18 protein-coding genes and 1 pseudogene are annotated in these 15,389 nt (G+C 63.6%); 13 read left to right on the forward strand and 6 right to left on the reverse strand.

Features of this window, described 5'->3' with window-relative positions; all coding sequences use genetic code 11:
• Positions 1–4 precede the first annotated feature (4 nt).
• Positions 5–1,090: a DUF72 domain-containing protein gene (locus DOD19_RS11120; RefSeq protein ID WP_112185506.1), complete on the forward strand. Its 1,086-nt coding sequence runs from the start codon at positions 5–7 to the stop codon at positions 1,088–1,090.
• Positions 1,091–1,105: 15 nt separating this feature from the next.
• Here DOD19_RS11120 and msrA read toward each other — a convergent pair whose 3' ends face one another.
• Complete coding sequence (gene msrA, locus DOD19_RS11125) at positions 1,106–1,666, reverse strand: peptide-methionine (S)-S-oxide reductase MsrA (protein WP_102064738.1); 561 nt, start codon at positions 1,664–1,666, stop codon at positions 1,106–1,108.
• A 181-nt stretch (positions 1,667–1,847) separates the two neighbouring features.
• Between msrA and DOD19_RS11130 the strand changes: the two genes are divergently transcribed.
• Positions 1,848–2,426: a flavin reductase family protein gene (locus tag DOD19_RS11130; protein WP_024976332.1), complete on the forward strand. Its 579-nt coding sequence runs from the start codon at positions 1,848–1,850 to the stop codon at positions 2,424–2,426.
• Between the two features lie 13 nt (positions 2,427–2,439).
• Here the strand turns inward: DOD19_RS11130 and DOD19_RS11135 are convergent, their stop codons facing one another.
• Positions 2,440–2,646, reverse strand: a complete 207-nt coding sequence (locus DOD19_RS11135) for a DUF3079 domain-containing protein (RefSeq protein WP_112185508.1) — start codon at positions 2,644–2,646, stop codon at positions 2,440–2,442.
• Between the two features lie 88 nt (positions 2,647–2,734).
• Positions 2,735–3,262 carry an Lrp/AsnC family transcriptional regulator gene (locus DOD19_RS11140; RefSeq protein ID WP_112185510.1) on the reverse strand — a complete coding sequence of 176 codons (528 nt, stop codon included), beginning with the start codon at positions 3,260–3,262 and terminating at the stop codon, positions 2,735–2,737.
• A gap of 148 nt (positions 3,263–3,410) precedes the next feature.
• On the opposite strand from DOD19_RS11140, the gene kynB reads away from it, so the two are divergent.
• The 3 genes from kynB to kynA are packed head-to-tail and all read left to right on the forward strand — an operon-like array spanning position 3,411 to position 6,214.
• On the forward strand, positions 3,411–4,040 hold the full coding sequence (kynB, locus tag DOD19_RS11145) for an arylformamidase (RefSeq protein WP_024976335.1): 630 nt from the start codon (positions 3,411–3,413) through the stop codon (positions 4,038–4,040).
• Positions 4,041–4,083: 43 nt separating this feature from the next.
• On the forward strand, positions 4,084–5,337 hold the full coding sequence (gene kynU, locus DOD19_RS11150; RefSeq protein ID WP_112185512.1) for a kynureninase: 1,254 nt from the start codon (positions 4,084–4,086) through the stop codon (positions 5,335–5,337).
• 1 nt (position 5,338) lies between these two features.
• Positions 5,339–6,214: a tryptophan 2,3-dioxygenase gene (kynA, locus tag DOD19_RS11155; protein WP_024976337.1), complete on the forward strand. Its 876-nt coding sequence runs from the start codon at positions 5,339–5,341 to the stop codon at positions 6,212–6,214.
• Between the two features lie 10 nt (positions 6,215–6,224).
• Here the strand turns inward: kynA and DOD19_RS11160 are convergent, their stop codons facing one another.
• Entirely contained in the window at positions 6,225–7,049 is an 825-nt protein-coding gene (locus DOD19_RS11160) for an IclR family transcriptional regulator (protein WP_112185514.1), read from the reverse strand.
• A gap of 103 nt (positions 7,050–7,152) precedes the next feature.
• Between DOD19_RS11160 and DOD19_RS11165 the strand changes: the two genes are divergently transcribed.
• Positions 7,153–8,346: an acyl-CoA dehydrogenase gene (locus DOD19_RS11165; protein WP_045204570.1), complete on the forward strand. Its 1,194-nt coding sequence runs from the start codon at positions 7,153–7,155 to the stop codon at positions 8,344–8,346.
• A 473-nt stretch (positions 8,347–8,819) separates the two neighbouring features.
• Positions 8,820–10,139, forward strand: a pseudogene (locus tag DOD19_RS11170) (NCS2 family permease); the annotation flags it as partial.
• A gap of 159 nt (positions 10,140–10,298) precedes the next feature.
• Here the strand turns inward: DOD19_RS11170 and DOD19_RS11175 are convergent.
• A complete protein-coding gene (locus DOD19_RS11175) occupies positions 10,299–10,937 on the reverse strand; it encodes a peroxiredoxin (RefSeq protein ID WP_024976341.1) in 639 nt (212 codons plus the stop codon).
• A gap of 281 nt (positions 10,938–11,218) precedes the next feature.
• Between DOD19_RS11175 and DOD19_RS11180 the strand changes: the two genes are divergently transcribed.
• The 3 genes from DOD19_RS11180 (at position 11,219) to DOD19_RS11190 (ending at position 12,587) form a co-directional block, all read left to right on the forward strand.
• Complete coding sequence (locus tag DOD19_RS11180; RefSeq protein ID WP_009238780.1) at positions 11,219–11,545, forward strand: DUF883 family protein; 327 nt, start codon at positions 11,219–11,221, stop codon at positions 11,543–11,545.
• Positions 11,546–11,685: 140 nt separating this feature from the next.
• Positions 11,686–12,063: a phage holin family protein gene (locus tag DOD19_RS11185; protein ID WP_024976342.1), complete on the forward strand. Its 378-nt coding sequence runs from the start codon at positions 11,686–11,688 to the stop codon at positions 12,061–12,063.
• Positions 12,060–12,587 carry a DUF3318 domain-containing protein gene (locus DOD19_RS11190; RefSeq protein WP_024976343.1) on the forward strand — a complete coding sequence of 176 codons (528 nt, stop codon included), beginning with the start codon at positions 12,060–12,062 and terminating at the stop codon, positions 12,585–12,587. Before DOD19_RS11185 ends, DOD19_RS11190 begins: the two co-directional genes overlap by 4 nt.
• A gap of 66 nt (positions 12,588–12,653) precedes the next feature.
• On the opposite strand, the gene DOD19_RS11195 is transcribed toward DOD19_RS11190, so the two are convergent.
• Entirely contained in the window at positions 12,654–13,019 is a 366-nt protein-coding gene (locus DOD19_RS11195) for a hypothetical protein (protein ID WP_024976344.1), read from the reverse strand.
• A gap of 310 nt (positions 13,020–13,329) precedes the next feature.
• Between DOD19_RS11195 and DOD19_RS11200 the strand changes: the two genes are divergently transcribed.
• From DOD19_RS11200 to DOD19_RS11210, 3 genes are read left to right on the forward strand one after another with little or no spacing between them, the layout of a single operon-like run.
• Positions 13,330–14,004 carry an ATP-binding cassette domain-containing protein gene (locus DOD19_RS11200; RefSeq protein ID WP_112186017.1) on the forward strand — a complete coding sequence of 225 codons (675 nt, stop codon included), beginning with the start codon at positions 13,330–13,332 and terminating at the stop codon, positions 14,002–14,004.
• Positions 14,001–14,810, forward strand: coding sequence for an iron export ABC transporter permease subunit FetB (fetB, locus tag DOD19_RS11205; RefSeq protein ID WP_112185516.1), 810 nt, complete (start codon positions 14,001–14,003; stop codon positions 14,808–14,810). Before DOD19_RS11200 ends, fetB begins: the two co-directional genes overlap by 4 nt.
• Position 14,811: 1 nt before the next feature.
• The gene (locus DOD19_RS11210; RefSeq protein WP_112185518.1) at positions 14,812–15,273 is read left to right on the forward strand and encodes an NUDIX hydrolase; all 462 of its coding nucleotides are present in this window, start codon (positions 14,812–14,814) and stop codon (positions 15,271–15,273) included.
• Positions 15,274–15,389 lie beyond the last annotated feature (116 nt).

The raw sequence follows: 15,389 nt of genomic DNA on the forward strand, positions 1-15,389 counted from the left end.
CCATTTGACTGCCAGTTCCCCCATCGACGATCTGTTCGGCGCGCCGCCCATACCCAGCGACGGCGCGGCCGCCGAACCCGGCAAGTCCGCCCCGAAAACCAAACGTTCCCCCACCCGCCAAGGCGTTCTGCCCGCAGCGGTCGCACCCGAAGTGGCCGAGCTCGCGCAACGCTTGCCGCGCGGCCTGCGCATTGGCACGTCGTCGTGGTCGTATCCGGGGTGGGACGGGCTGGTGTATGCGGGCGAGTATTCCGATTCGATGCTCGCACGCAAGGGCCTGGCGGCTTATGCCCAGCATCCGTTGCTGCGCACGGTCAGCATCGATCGCGGTTTCTATTCGCCGATCCCCTTGGCGGACTACGTCGCTTACGCGGCCAGCGTGCCGGAAGATTTCCGCTTTGCCGTCAAAGCCACCTCTGCCGTATGCGATGCGTGGATTCGGGAATCGGACGGGCGCGGGCGCATGGCCAATCCCGCCTTCCTGAATGCTGAATTTGCGATCCGCGATTTTGTTGAGCCAGCCACCCGCGGGCTCGGGACGCGATGCGGGCCGCTGGTGTTTCAGCTCTCGCCGCTGGGCGCGCTGGCCGAAGATGCCACCGGCTTTGTAGAGCGGCTTGAGGCGTTCCTGACCGCCCTACCGCCGCTCGATCCGCAACTCAATCCCGATGCCGTCTACGCGGTGGAATTGCGCGATGCCACGCTGCTCACGCCACGCTTGATCAAGATGCTGCGCGCGGCAGGCGTGCGTTATTGCGTCGGCCTGCATGAGCGGATGCCGGCGGTGGACCGGCAAGCCGCCGCCGTTGCGCTGCTGGATGAGGGCGCGGGCGGCCCGCTGGTGGTGCGCTGGAACCTGAACAGCCGCTATCGCTACGCGCAAGCCGAAGCGGCGTACAAACCGTTCAACAAGCTCGTCGATGAAGACCCGCTCTCGCGCGAGACGCTGGCTGACATGGCAGTCGGCGCGCTGGCGGCCGGGCGCAAGGTGACGATCCTGGTCAGCAACAAGGCGGAAGGATCGTCCCCGTTGTCGTGCATCAAGCTGGCCGAGGCCATTGCCGCGCGCCTGCCGGCGGACGCAGCGTAGCCTCGGCGCCATCTCCTAACCCTGCAAGCGGTGCGCGAACTGCTTGCGGAACTTCGCCACCTTGGGCGAGATCACGAACGCACAGTAGCCTTGTGCCGGGTGGTCGCGGAAGTAGTTCTGGTGCTCGTCTTCCGCGCGCCAGAAGGTCACCTTGCCGTCAGCGGCATCCACCAGTTCCGTCACGATGGGCGCTTCAAAGATATCGCTGGCGCCCAGTTCGGCAATGGCCGTGCGTGCCGTCGCCAATTGCTCGGGCGTTTGCGCAAAGATAGCCGAACGGTATTGCGGGCCGACATCGTTGCCTTGGCGATCCACGGTGGTCGGGTCGTGAATGGCGAAGAAGATGTCGAGAATCTCGCGATACGGGATCACGGCCGGGTCGAACTTCACGGCCACCACTTCAGCATGGCCGGTGTTGCCATTGCATACGGCACGGTAACTCGGACGATCGACATGGCCACCGGCATAGCCGGACACCACGTTTTGCACGCCTTGCACCTGCTGGAACACGGCTTCCAGGCACCAGAAGCAGCCGCCGCCCAGAACGGCGGTTTCAAGGGCGCGTTGTTCAGTCATTCGAATTCTCCTGCGGTTGATTAGGCTGCCATTGGTCGGTCGAAGACCCTCATCCTGACACAGGCACCCTCATGTGATCGCAGGACCACGCAAAGCCCTACCCCGATGCGGCCTATCGGGCGTCCGTTACAATTGAGTATTACTTTCGGTAGTTTTCATGGACCAACACGGAGCCATTCCCATGGATGCGCGCGCCCCGGAATCTTCCGCGCGCGAGGCGTCGTCACATCGACGCCCACATGGCCGCGCCACCCCGCCCGATTTTGACGCCGCGCACTTCCGGCATGCACTGTCCCAGTTTGCGACTGGGGTGACGGTGGTTACCACGCGCTCTGAAGGCCGGCCGGGTACGCCGGCGTTCGTTGGGGTGACGGCCAGCTCGTTCAATTCGGTGTCGCTGGATCCGCCGCTGGTGCTGTGGAGCCTGGGCACGCAGGCCAATTCATTTCCGCTGTTCCACGCCGGCTCGCACTACGTCATCAATATCCTGGCGGCCGAGCAGTTGGACCTGTGCAAGCGCTTCGCCACGCTCAAAGGCGACCGCTTTGCCAACATCGACTATCGCCTGAGCCCAACCGGCTTGCCGATCCTCGCGCAATCGCTGGCGTGGTTCGAGTGCCATAACCGCAGCCGATATGACGAAGGAGACCACGTCATCTTCGTGGGTGAAGTCGAGCGCTGCGGCGTGATCGACGCGGACGGCGCACCGCTGGTGTTCCATCGCGGCGCGTTTTCGTCGCTCACGCACATCGGCGACTGATCCTCCGGCCACATCACGTAGAAGTCGCTGCCTTCTGCGGCGCTTCCGCGTCGATGCCCCAATCCCCGAATTCGTACCAGTCGTCGCCCAGCAGTTCAGCGGGGTGCTGCGTGCGGCCCGAGCCGTTGCCGCAGCCCAGGGCGTCGGTGGAGCAATACTTGTCGCAGCCCCAGCAGATGCGCTCAGGATGCACAGGATGCAGCGGAAACTTCTTGGCCATGGCCCGCTCCGGTCGACAACACAGGGCCACTATCCGCGCATGCTTGCAGTAGGGGATTGATTCTCGTCAGAAACTCCAGCGCTAGCTTCTACTTTGCCTTCCCGCGCTTGCCCGCCGCCCCGCCCTCCAGCGGGCGCACGCCACGCGCTTCCATCAGCAGCGCCAAGCCGCCATCGCGGTCCTTGATGGTACGCAGGACGATATTCGAGCGGATGTCCATCACGCCGGGCGTCTTGTACAGCCGCTCGATGATGAACTCCGAGTAGTGCTGCAGGTTGGGCGCCTGCACGCGCAGGATGTAGTTGCAATCCCCGGTGATGATGTAAGCGGCCACGATCTCGGGCCAACTCTGCACGGCGGCCATGAACGTCTCGTGCCAACCCGTCACGTCCTGGCGCATCGACACCTGCACGATGGCTTCCAGTTCCAGCCCCAGTGCCGCGCGACCCAGTTGCGCCCGATAACCGGTGATGGCTCCGCCCTCTTCCAGCATCCGCACCCGCCGCAGGCAAGCTGATGGCGACAACGCCACGCGCTCAGCCAGGTCCTGATTGCTGATGCGGCCGTCTTCCTGCAATACCTGCAGAATGCGCAGATCGGTGGTATCGAGTTGCATCTGTCGTCGTTCTTTGCGTGATTTCTTTGATATGTTGAATTTTATGCGAATTCATTGAAATAGCACGCACGATTATGCACACCCATTGCGCGTGCTTTTCCCTATCATTTCGGCACGGATTCAACGAATTTTCCGCCCTGGAGCCGCCTTGGAACGCACTTTGTGGGACATCAGCCCCGCCCTTTCGCCCGCCACGCCCACGTGGCCCGGCGACACGCCGTTTTCGCAGGAAATTGCGTGGAAGTTGGAAGGCGACTGCCCGGTCAACGTCGGGCGCATCACGCTCTCGCCGCATACGGGCGCGCATGCCGATGCTCCGCTCCACTACCGCGCCGACGGCGCTGCCATCGGGCAGGTGCCGCTGGACGCTTACCTTGGCCCATGCCGCGTCATCCACTGCGTGGGCGTAGCGCGCGTTGAGCCGGAACACGTGCGTGAAGCGCTGACTGGCGCACCGCCGCGCGTGCTGCTGCGCACGTACGCACACATGCCGCAGAACGCGTGGGACGACCACTTTGCCGCCGTTGCGCCCGAGACCATCGCGCTGCTGGCTGCCCACGGCATGAAGCTCATCGGCGTCGACACCGCCTCGCTTGATCCGCAAACCTCCAAGACCATGGACGCGCACCACGCCGTCGGCAAGCACGGCCTCGCCATCCTCGAAGGACTCGTGCTCGACGACGTGCCCGCCGGCGATTACGAACTGATCGCCCTGCCCCTCAAGTTCGCCACCCTCGATGCAAGCCCGGTGCGCGCCGTGCTCCGCAGCCTGCCCTGATCGATACCACGACAGAACACCAATCACTTCGCCCCGCATTCACATGACAATCACCCGCAACTCCTGCCTCGAACGCGACGCGGCCGATCCCATCGGCTCGCTGCGCGACGCCTTTGCACTGCCCGAAGGCGTGATCTATCTGGATGGCAACTCGCTCGGCGCACGCCCGAAAGCTGCTCTCGCTCGCGCGCAGGAAGTCGTCGCCAGCGAATGGGGCGACGGTCTCATCCGCAGCTGGAACCAAGCCGGCTGGTTTGAACTGCCGCGCCGCCTCGGCAACAAACTGGCACCGCTGATTGGTGCGCGCGAAGATGAAGTCGTCGTCACCGACACCACGTCGATCAACCTATTCAAGGTGCTTGCCGCGGCGATTCGCGTGCAGCGCGAAGACGCGCCAGACCGCAAGATCATCGTTTCGGAAACGCACAACTTCCCGACCGATCTGTACATCGCGGAAGGACTGGCCGATATGCTGCGCGACGGCTACAAGCTGCGACTGATCGATTCGCCGGAAGAGCTGGAAGGCGCGCTGGGCGACGACGTCGCCGTCACCATGCTCACGCACGTCAACTACAAGAGCGGGCACATGTACGACATGGCGGCCGTCTCTGCACTGGCGCACCAGCACGGCGCCCTGGCCATCTGGGATCTCGCGCATTCGGCCGGCGCGGTGCCCGTGGACCTGCACGCTGGCGGCGCGGATTACGCCATCGGCTGTACCTACAAGTATCTGAACGGCGGCCCAGGCTCGCCGGCCTTCGTGTGGGTAGCACCGGCACTGCGCGAGCGCTTCTGGCAGCCGCTGTCGGGCTGGTGGGGCCATGCACGGCCCTTCGCGATGGAGTCGCGCTACACAGCCGACGCCGGCATCGGCCGCTTCCTGTGCGGCACGCAGCCGATCACCTCGATGGCGATGGTGGAATGCGGGCTCGACATCTTCGCGCAGACGTCGATGGCCGCGCTGCGCGCCAAATCGCTTGCGCTGACTGACCTCTTCATCACGCTGGTCGAAACACGCTGCGCGGGCTTCCCGCTCACGCTCGTCACGCCGCGTGAGCACGCCGTGCGCGGCAGCCACGTCAGCTACGAACACCCCAACGGCTATGCCGTGGTGCAGGCACTGATCGAGCGAGGCGTGATCGGCGACTACCGCGAGCCGCGCATCATGCGTTTCGGTTTCACGCCGCTGTACACGAGCTTTGCCGATGTGTGGGATGCCGTGGAGGTGCTGCGCGATGTGCTGGAGACCGGCGCATGGCAATCGGCCCAATTCAACGAACGTACGCTGGTGACCTGAGATGTCGAACCCAAATCAACCTGCAGCATCGGGCTGCCCAATGCATGCCGCCCCGGGCGAAGGCTGGCACGACGCACAGCTCGATTTCTCGAAATCGATGAGCTACGGCGACTACCTCGCGCTCGACCAGATCCTGAACGCGCAACACCCGCGCTCACCAGATCACAACGAGATGCTGTTCATCGTCCAGCATCAGACCACCGAGCTGTGGATGAAGCTGATGCTGCACGAGCTGCGCGCCGCGCGGGATTGCGTGCGCAATGACAACCTGCCGCCCGCCTTCAAGATGCTGGCGCGCGTGTCGCGCATCATGGATCAGCTGGTGCAGGCGTGGAACGTGCTCGCCACGATGACGCCGCCGGAATACTCGGCCATGCGTCCGCACCTGGGGCAATCGTCGGGCTTCCAGTCGTATCAGTACCGCGAGATCGAGTTCATTCTCGGCAACAAGAACGCGGCGATGCTCAAGCCACATGCGCACCGCACCGAGCATTACGAACAGGTCAAGACTGCATTGGAAACGCCGTCGCTGTATGACGAAGCCGTGCGTTACATGGCGCGCCACGGCTTTGCGTTCGACGCGGATTGCGTCGAGCGTGACTGGTCGCGCCCGGTCACCTACAACGCTTCGGTGGAAGCGGCGTGGCTGGAGGTCTATCGCGACCCGACGCACCATTGGGAGCTGTACGAACTGGCCGAGAAGTTCGTCGATTTGGAAGACGCGTTCCGGCAATGGCGCTTCCGGCATGTGACTACGGTGGAGCGCGTGATTGGCTTCAAGCGCGGCACGGGCGGCACCGAGGGTGTCGGCTACCTGCGGAAGATGCTGGATGTCGTGTTGTTTCCGGAGCTTTGGAAGCTGCGCACGGACCTTTGATCGACGCGGCTCAGGCTGGCTCGACCACTTGGCCGAGCCTTGCCGCGAACTCGCGCAGCGCGGGGGCCAGCTCGTCGCGAATGCGTTCCGCGTCGGCGGCCGTGTAAGGCGCGCTGCAGCTCACCACGTAAGGCTCGCGCTGGCTCGGCGCGAAGAACGCCACCGCACACGCGTGGATGGCTGGATGCCAGTCGCGCAGCGATACGGCATACCCATTGCGTATGCCGGCTTTCACTGCGTCATCTGCGGCGGCACCTTCTGCCGCCCACTGCGCCGGCTGCTGCGTGCGCAGTGCTTCGTACAGGCGCTCACGCCGCGCTGCAGCCAACGAAGCCAGATACGCCCGCCCCATCGAACTCGACAGCAGCGACAGCCGCGAGCCTACGCCCAGCCCGGACGACCCGCTCATCGAAGGGCTGTCATGACGGATCGTTTCCAGATACACCATGTCCAGCCGATCTCGCTTGCCTAGCGAGATCGATACGCCAAAGCGCTGCGCAAACGCGCTCATGTGCGGCCGCGCAAGCTGGATTACGTCGCTCGATGCGAGGTAAGCAAAACCAAGCGCGAGCACACCGGCGTCGAGTCCGTATTTGCCGAGCGCATCGTCGTAACGCAGGTAGCCAAGCGACACCAGCGTGCCGGCCAGCCGGCTCACCGTGGCTTTGGGAAAGCCGGTGCGCCGCACGAATTCCTGGTTGCCGAGCAGCGTGTCACCCGGGCGGAATGCGCGCAGCAACTCCAGCCCGCGCGCCAGTGCCGTAACGAAATTCGGATCGCTCGACTCGGCGGGCGCCGTATCGAATTCGGGATCAGGGAGACGGGTTGTGCTCATGGCAAAAAAGCCCTGGAAATTGTCGGTGCTTGCGCTATGATAGCTCTAAATTTCGAAACTGTGTTCCGTATAACGGAACAACAAAGACTCGGAGACTACCGCTGTGACTGCTCGCAACGCCTTCAATTGGGCCGACCCGCTGCTGCTCGACCAACAACTGACCGACGACGAGCGCATGGTGCGCGACGCCGCCGCGTCGTACTGCCAGGACAAGCTGATGCCGCGCGTGCTGGAGTCGTTCCGGCATGAGAAGACCGACGCATCGATCTTTCGTGAGATGGGCGAGCTGGGCCTGCTAGGCCCGACGATTCCCGAGCAGTACGGTGGCCCGGGCCTGAACTACGTCAGCTACGGCCTGATCGCGCGCGAAGTCGAACGTGTGGATTCGGGCTATCGCTCGATGATGAGCGTGCAGTCGTCGCTGGTGATGGTGCCGATCTATGAATTCGGTAGCGAAGCGCAAAAACAGAAGTACCTGCCCAAGCTGGCAACCGGCGAGTGGATCGGCTGCTTTGGTTTGACTGAGCCGAACCACGGCTCCGACCCGGCTTCGATGATCACGCGCGCCAAGAAGGTCGACGGCGGCTACTCGCTGTCGGGCGCCAAGATGTGGATCACCAATTCGCCCATCGCCGATGTCTTTGTCGTGTGGGGCAAGCTGCCGAATGACAACGGCGAGGACGAAATCCGCGGCTTCATCCTTGAGAAAGGCTGGAAGGGGCTGACGGCACCAGCCATCCACGGCAAGGTTGGCTTGCGTACGTCGATCACCGGTGAAATCGTGCTGGACGAAGTGTTCGTGCCGGAAGAAAACCTGATGCCGGGCGTGCGCGGCCTCAAGGGCCCGTTCACGTGCCTGAACTCGGCGCGCTACGGCATCGCGTGGGGCGCCCTGGGCGCTGCAGAAGCTTGCTGGCACATCGCGCGCCAGTACGTGCTGGACCGCAAGCAGTTCGGTCGCCCCCTCGCCGCCAACCAGCTCGTGCAGAAAAAGCTGGCCGATATGCAGACCGAAATCACGCTCGGCCTGCAAGGCTGCCTGCGTCTGGGGCGCATGAAGGACGAAGGCACGGCGGCGGTGGAAATCACCTCGATCATGAAGCGCAACTCGTGCGGCAAGTCGCTCGACATCGCCCGCGTGGCGCGCGACATGCTGGGCGGTAACGGCATCTCCGATGAGTTTGGCGTGATCCGCCACGTGGTGAATCTGGAAGTGGTGAATACGTACGAAGGCACACACGATATCCACGCGCTGATCCTGGGCCGCGCACAGACCGGCATTCAGGCTTTCTTCTGATTGCGCTTTGTTTTTCCGGCGAGTTGGCGCACACTCGTGCGCCACTCGCCACACCCCTGGCTGCATCTCTCGCCCGTCCTGGGCACCGTTGTTCTCCTTCCCTCGCGATATACCAATTTGCAAATGACCGGGATACGCCACGCCGCATGAATCGGCGGTAGCGCGCGTCTATGCTTCGGTCCAAGTGTCGGCGGATTGTTGGGCCGCACGCCCCTCACACCGATAGAACGAGCGCGCAGTCCACACGCAGATTGCAGCGCCACGCGACAAAACCAATCGCGAGACAACGGTCTGGAGAATGCCGGCGCGCGTACGCAGGCACCCGTACCGATATCAAAACCAGAACAGGGCACCTTACGCGGACGACCCAGATCGGCCGGCGCGGAGTCCTGCCAGGAGACAAACCCACCATGGCTGAACAGTCCATTCCGTCGTCGACGGAACTTGGCGCCGCTGGCATCGCCGATGCGCGTGCCATCGATCGCTATTTCCAGATTTCTGCACGCGGCAGCACGCAAAAGCGCGAGGTCGTGGCTGGCATCACCACCTTCATGGCGATGGTCTACGCCGTGTTTGTCGTTCCCGGCATGCTGGGCAAGGCCGGCTTTGATACCAGTGCAGTCTTCGTCGCTGTATGTCTGACCACTGCCTTCGGATCGCTGCTGATGGGCCTGTGGGCCAAGCTGCCGATCGCCATCGGCTGCGCAATTTCGCTGACCGCGTTCATGGCCTTTGGCTTGGTGCTTGGGCAAAAGCTGACGCCGGAAATCGCGCTGGGCGCCGTATTCCTCATGGGCGTGGCCTTCACCGCCATCTCGGCTACGGGCGTGCGCTCCTGGATCCTGCGCAATCTGCCTTCGGGCGTGGCGCATGGCACAGGCATCGGCATCGGCCTGTTCCTGCTGCTGATCGCCTCCAACGACGTCGGACTGGTGGTCAAGAACGCCGGCGAAGGCCTGCCCGTTGCACTTGGCCACGTCACCGCCTTCCCGGTCATGATGTCGGTGCTGGGTCTGGCCGCCATCTTCGGCATGGAGCGTCGTCGTGTGCCGGGCGGCATCCTGATCGTGATTATCGCCATCTCGATCCTGGGCCTGATCTTTGACCCGGCCGTGAAGTTCACCGGCGTGTTCGCTGTGCCTTCGCTCGCCGCCGCAGGTCACGCCTCGCTGATCGGTGCAATGGATATCCGCGGTGCCCTCACGGCCGCCGTGCTGCCGAGCGTGCTGGCGCTGGTGATGACCGCTGTGTTCGATGCCACCGGCACGATCCGCGCCGTGGCCGGCCAAGCCGGCCTGCTTAACGACAAGGGCCACATCATCAACGGCGGCCGCGCCCTCACGGCCGATTCGATCAGCTCGATTTTCTCGGCATTCTTCGGCGGCGCTCCTGCAGCGGCTTACATCGAGTCGACGGTTGGCGTGGCAGCAGGCGGCAAGACGGGCCTGACGGCTGTCGTGGTCGGCGTGATGTTCCTGGCGGTGATGTTCTTTTCGCCGCTGGCCGGCCTGGTGCCGTCGTACGCAACGGCCCCGGCGCTGATGTATGTCGGCCTGCTGATGCTCTCCAGCGTGAGCAAACTGCACATGGACGACATGGTTGACGCGCTGTCCGGCCTGGTCTGCGCCGTGTTCATCGTGCTGACCTGCAACATCGTCACCGGCATCATGCTCGGCTTCAGCACGCTGGTGATCGGCCGCCTGGTGGCCGGCGAATGGCGCAAGCTCAACATCGGCACCGTGGCGATTGCCGGTGCGCTGGTGGCCTTCTACGCAGGCGGCTGGGCGATCTGATCGCACACTGAACCGTCTTCACAAAAGACAAACCGGCCAGACCCGAAAGGGCTGGCCGGTTTTGTTTTGCGCTGCGCGTTACCGCACAGTCAGATTGTCATGCCGACGCAAAAACGCCCGGCACTAGGCCGGGCCGCAATCACACTACCAAGGAGACGGTCACTTGTTGGGCTGCGGCGTCAGGCGCAGATACGGCCGCACCGCCTTGTAGCCCTTCGGGAATTTCTGCTTTAAGACTTCCTCGTCCTTCAACGACGGCACGATGACCACATCGTCGCCGTCTTGCCAGTTGCCTGGTGTGGCCACGCTGTGGCTGTCGGTCAACTGCAACGAGTCGATCACGCGCAGCACTTCATTGAAATTGCGCCCCGTCGAGGCCGGATACGTAATCGTCAGGCGAATCTTCTTGTTCGGATCGATCACGAACAGCGAACGCACGGTAAAGGTCTCGCTCGCATTCGGATGAATCATGTCGTACAACTGCGAGACCTTGCGATCGGGGTCGGCAATGATCGGAAAGTTGACGCTGGTGTTCTGCGTCTCATTGATATCGTTGATCCAGCCCTTGTGCGACTCGACCGAATCGACCGACAGCGCAATCGCCTTGACATTGCGCTTGGCAAATTCATCCTTCAGCTTGGCGGTCAGGCCCAGTTCGGTGGTGCAGACCGGCGTGTAATCGGCCGGGTGCGAAAAAAGCACGCCCCAGCTATTGCCCAGCCACTCATGAAACTTGATGCGGCCTTCGCTGGAATCCTGCTCGAAATCAGGGGCGATATCGCCCAAACGTAGAGACATCGTGTCCTCCATACACAGATTGGGAACCACTATAGCCAGATTGCCATCCAACCAAAACGACTATAAATTCACAACAACATCACTTTTCGTCATTAGGCGCGGCATTTGCTGACAACAGGGTGGAAGGCGCGCGCACATTGCCGGACAATGACCGAAGCCTTGATCCATCGCAGTGCGCGCGACGCGAGCGCTTGAAGTTTCGCAGCGCTCACACATATGCTAGCGAATAAGCGCGCCAAGATATTGACGATTGAACACCCCCCGACACCGAGGACCCGACCATGACGAACACTTCCCCCAACCTGGCCGATTCCGTCAATAAGGAGAAACTGATGACCGACGTGAAGACTGTACTGTCCGACGCTGAAACCCTGCTCAAACAAGCTGCCTCCAGCAGCGGCGAAAAGGCCGCCGAACTGCGCGAACGCGGCATGGGCATGCTCCGCCAAGCCAAGGAAAAGGCGCAGGACCTGCAAGACGCGGTCGTCCACAAGAGCAAGGCTGCCGCACGCGCCACCGATGACTACGTCCACGATCATCCGTGGCAAGCCGTGGGCGTGGCGGCCGGCGTGGGCCTGCTGATCGGCCTGCTGCTCAACCGCAAGTAACCCGCAGCAGCCTTTCTGGCCGATGGCGCGCGCCCTGTGGATCGCGCCATCGGCCAGTTGCATTTTGGCGGCTCCATTCCGGGCATGGCGCGTGCTGCGTCCGCAGTGGCGCCATTGGCCTAGCACCCTCTCAACACCCCATGACCGACGACACCAGCCCAAAGCTGTTCGCTTCCTTGAAGAAACTGGCCGGCACGGTCGTCTCGATGCTGCAGACGCGGCTCGAGCTGGCGAGCGTCGAACTGGCTGAAGAAAAAGAACGGCTGCTCGGTACCGCCTTCCTGGGCATGCTGGCCGTGAGCCTGATCGGCCTGTCCATCATGACGCTGACTGCGCTGGTGGTCATTCTGTGCTGGGATACGTATCGCTGGCAGTCCCTTGCCGTGATGGCCGCGCTGTATGCGCTGGGCGCGGCGGCGTGCCTGTGGAAGGTACGCTCGCTGCTGCGTAACGCACCGCCACTGTTCGAGGCCACGCTGGCCGAACTCGACAAAGACCGGGAGATCCTGCGCCGATGACCGATCCGACCGAACACACGCCGTCGCCCGGCCCGTCTATGAACGAACCCGCATCGAGTGCACGACATCATGTCCGGCCATCACGCCGCGGTGCCGAAACGCGACTGCCGCTAAGCGTCCGCAAGGAATTGCTACTGACACGCGCCGCGCTGGAGCGCTACGACTACGCCCAAGCCCGCAACGATGTACATCGCGCCACCAGCCGTACGTTCAGCCTGGGAGGCCTTGGCGCGTTGCTCCCTAGCTTCATCCGCCCGCTGGCGCGCCCCAATGGCCTGATGCGAGCGCTGGGCATTGCCCGTGAATATCCGCTGGTTGGCACGGCGCTGTCACTCGCATATGCAGGATTGCGCCGCACCGTCATCGGCCGGATCACGCGCAAGCTCGGCAAGGTGGGGATCGTGGCCGGAGCGGCGTGGTGGGGCTACAAAAAATGGCAGGATGCACAAGGCGAGCCGGTCAGTGCGCCAACGCCCGCGTCTAATGCCGACGCGAACGAGATCATCCCGGGCAGCACCTCCTGAGAGGGCTACCCGCCCGCCAAAAAAGGCCGGAGCAATCCGGCCTTTCTCGTTTGTGGCAGCACAATATCAGTGCAGCGGAATCGGATGGCGCATGCGCTCCCACCGCCGGGCCATGTTCTGACGCAATCCAGCGAGCCCGTGCGCCTGCGCCGTGGCATCAACCTGGGCTGGAACGGGTTGCGCTGCCACGTCCGCCTCATGCCCGATGCGCCGCCGGCCATGCCACATCAACGCGCCGCTGGCAGTCCAGCCAACTACAAACAGCGTGTCACCAACATGCCGAAGGGAATCGGGCGACGTGCCCGCATGGAAGATGGCCCCGAGCATATCGGGAGGCAACTCCGCGCAGATCCACAGAAAAATGGCCGGCGCAGATGCAAAAACTCCCGGCTGCCACCATGGGTGGGCAACTTGCACTTTGTCGGTCTCCATGGCGCCCTCCGTCGCTTCTTCTAGTGATGCTTCGATCCTATGTCTCGCATGCGCAAATGGCGACCCTCCCGTTGCTGAATGGCATGTCGGATTCGTCCGACATCGGCCACCGGCCAACGCTTTGGGGCTGCTCCGTTTGGGCTAAGGGCCACTCCGCATGGCACGCGGATGGCGTAACCATGCGGCGATGGCACTGCGCCTGCGCAGGCGAGTTCAGGATTACGGCGGAGGACCGCCTCACCCGCTCATATGCATAATGCATAAAAGCGGCGCATTGATGCCGTACCGTACGCAACACACTCGCCCCACCATGCTGGCTGCCACCCATCTCCAACGCCGCGATGCCCGCACCGGTGTCACGCTGCTGCAACCCGCCACGCTTGCTGTGCAGGCTGGCGATCGCATTGCGCTGACCGGGCCATCCGGCGCGGGCAAGAGCGTGCTGCTGCGCGCGCTGGCATTGCTCGATCCGCTCGAGGGCGGGCACGTGACATGGCACGGCCAGGCGATTGGCCCGCGCGCCGTTCCGGCCTACCGCTGTCACGTGGCGTACGTGCGCCAGCGCCCTGCGCTCTTGCCCGGTACGGTGGAAGACAATCTGCAGATGCCATACCGCCTACATGCGCGGCGACACGGCGCCGAATTCGATCGCGACGCCGCCATCGCCCTGCTTGCGGGTGCCCAGCGCGACGCCAGCTTTCTCGACAAGAACGCCATCGATCTTTCCGGCGGTGAAGCGCAGATCGCCGCGCTGGTCCGCACGCTGCAGACAGGGCCGACCGTCCTGCTGCTCGACGAACCCACGGCCGCCCTTGACCCCGCCTCCGCACGCGCCGTTGAGGCGCTTTTGCAGCATTGGTTCGCTCAGGCGCCCGAGCGGCATGCGTGGATGTGGGTGACGCACGACCCGGCGCAAGCGGAACGCATCAGCGGTCAGCATTGGCGCATGGTTGCCGGACAGCTCGACACGGAGCCCCCGCGATGAACGGGCAAGACCTCTCGCTTTCCGCCTTGCAGGTCGGCATTGCGGCGGCGCTGATCCTCGTGAACGGCGCGCTATCCGTCGGGCTGGGGCTTGGGCTCGAGCGCCGCCTGGCGTGGGCGGCCGTGCGCACCGTCGTGCAGTTGCTGGCGGTAGGCTTCGTGCTCGAATGGGTCTTCGCCCACGCGTATTGGCCGGTGGTATTGGGCATCGTGGCTGTCATGACGTTGATTGCCGGACACGCCACCGGCAACCGGGGCGCGCGCGGCTATGCAGGCCTGCAGCTGGACGGCACGTTGTCGGTCTTCGGCAGCACATGGATGATCGGGGCGATCGGGCTGGTGGTCGTACTGCATGCGCGGCCGTGGTATGAGCCGCAATACGCCATCCCCATCATGGGGATGATTCTGGGAAACACGCTCACCGGCGTGGGCCTTGCACTGGAGCGCATGACCGGCGAACTCACGGCCACGCGAGACCAAGTGGAGACAATTCTTGCGCTGGGAGGCACACGCTGGGAGGGTGCGCGCGATGCCGCCCGCACGGCCGTGCGCGCCGGCATGACACCGATCATCAATCAGATGACCGTCGTGGGCGTGGTGAGCCTGCCCGGCATGATGACGGGCCAGGTGCTGGCCGGGCAGTCACCGCTGGAGGCCGTGCGCTACCAGATCGTCATCATGTTCCTGCTGGCGGCATCTTCAGGACTGGGGACGGTTGCGGCCGTGCTGCTGGCCTATCGCCGGTTATTCAGCCGCGAGCACCAACTGCTGAGCGCACGCATCGCACAACGCGTCGGAGCGAAATAACATGCCGATCGCCCTATCCTGCGGCCTCGTGCTGCTCAATGAAGACGGCGATGTGTTCCTCGCCCACGCCACCGAAACGCGCCACTGGGACATCCCCAAAGGCGCCCCCGACCCGGGCGAGAATCACCGTGACACCGCGCTGCGCGAGACACGCGAGGAAACCGGCCTTGTGCTCGACAGCCACGCACTGATCGAACTGGGCCGTTTTCCCTATCGCCGTGACAAGGAGCTGCACTTGTTCGCCACGCGCCTGCGCCGCGCGGAAGTTGCGCTCGACACGCTGACGTGCACGTCGATGTTCAACAGCTATCACACCGGCCGACTCATCCCAGAGATGGATGCGTACCGCTGGACCACGGCGGACGAGGTGCCGCAGTACGCGAGCCAATCGCTCACGCGGCTGTTTGCGCAGACGTTGACGCTGGCGAGTATTGATGCCCGTCTGGCCGAGGCAGGGCTATAGAAGAGTGGCGCCTACACCGGCACATCCCCTTCAATGGTCGGGCGATGCAGCGTGCGCCGATATTTGCCGGCGCAGCCTGGCGCGGAGTCCACGGCCTCACCTACTCCGAAGGAAGC

The organism is Ralstonia sp. GX3-BWBA, from assembly GCF_003290055.1.
GTDB lineage: Bacteria > Pseudomonadota > Gammaproteobacteria > Burkholderiales > Burkholderiaceae > Ralstonia > Ralstonia holmesii.

What these genes read in the sequence shown, in the direction of transcription:
- DOD19_RS11160 (WP_112185514.1), bottom strand. Translation starts at nt 7,049, where the DNA reads ATGAGCACAACCCGTCTCCCTGATCCCGAATTCGATACGGCGCCCGCC.
- DOD19_RS11130 (WP_024976332.1), top strand. Translation starts at nt 1,848, where the DNA reads ATGGATGCGCGCGCCCCGGAATCTTCCGCGCGCGAGGCGTCGTCACAT.
- DOD19_RS11195 (WP_024976344.1), bottom strand. Translation starts at nt 13,019, where the DNA reads ATGGAGACCGACAAAGTGCAAGTTGCCCACCCATGGTGGCAGCCGGGA.
- DOD19_RS11135 (WP_112185508.1), bottom strand. Translation starts at nt 2,646, where the DNA reads ATGGCCAAGAAGTTTCCGCTGCATCCTGTGCATCCTGAGCGCATCTGC.
- DOD19_RS11175 (WP_024976341.1), bottom strand. Translation starts at nt 10,937, where the DNA reads ATGTCTCTACGTTTGGGCGATATCGCCCCTGATTTCGAGCAGGATTCC.
- DOD19_RS11180 (WP_009238780.1), top strand. Translation starts at nt 11,219, where the DNA reads ATGACGAACACTTCCCCCAACCTGGCCGATTCCGTCAATAAGGAGAAA.
- kynA (WP_024976337.1), top strand. Translation starts at nt 5,339, where the DNA reads ATGTCGAACCCAAATCAACCTGCAGCATCGGGCTGCCCAATGCATGCC.
- msrA (WP_102064738.1), bottom strand. Translation starts at nt 1,666, where the DNA reads ATGACTGAACAACGCGCCCTTGAAACCGCCGTTCTGGGCGGCGGCTGC.
- DOD19_RS11185 (WP_024976342.1), top strand. Translation starts at nt 11,686, where the DNA reads ATGACCGACGACACCAGCCCAAAGCTGTTCGCTTCCTTGAAGAAACTG.
- DOD19_RS11210 (WP_112185518.1), top strand. Translation starts at nt 14,812, where the DNA reads ATGCCGATCGCCCTATCCTGCGGCCTCGTGCTGCTCAATGAAGACGGC.
- fetB (WP_112185516.1), top strand. Translation starts at nt 14,001, where the DNA reads ATGAACGGGCAAGACCTCTCGCTTTCCGCCTTGCAGGTCGGCATTGCG.
- kynU (WP_112185512.1), top strand. Translation starts at nt 4,084, where the DNA reads ATGACAATCACCCGCAACTCCTGCCTCGAACGCGACGCGGCCGATCCC.
- DOD19_RS11140 (WP_112185510.1), bottom strand. Translation starts at nt 3,262, where the DNA reads ATGCAACTCGATACCACCGATCTGCGCATTCTGCAGGTATTGCAGGAA.
- DOD19_RS11200 (WP_112186017.1), top strand. Translation starts at nt 13,330, where the DNA reads ATGCTGGCTGCCACCCATCTCCAACGCCGCGATGCCCGCACCGGTGTC.
- DOD19_RS11190 (WP_024976343.1), top strand. Translation starts at nt 12,060, where the DNA reads ATGACCGATCCGACCGAACACACGCCGTCGCCCGGCCCGTCTATGAAC.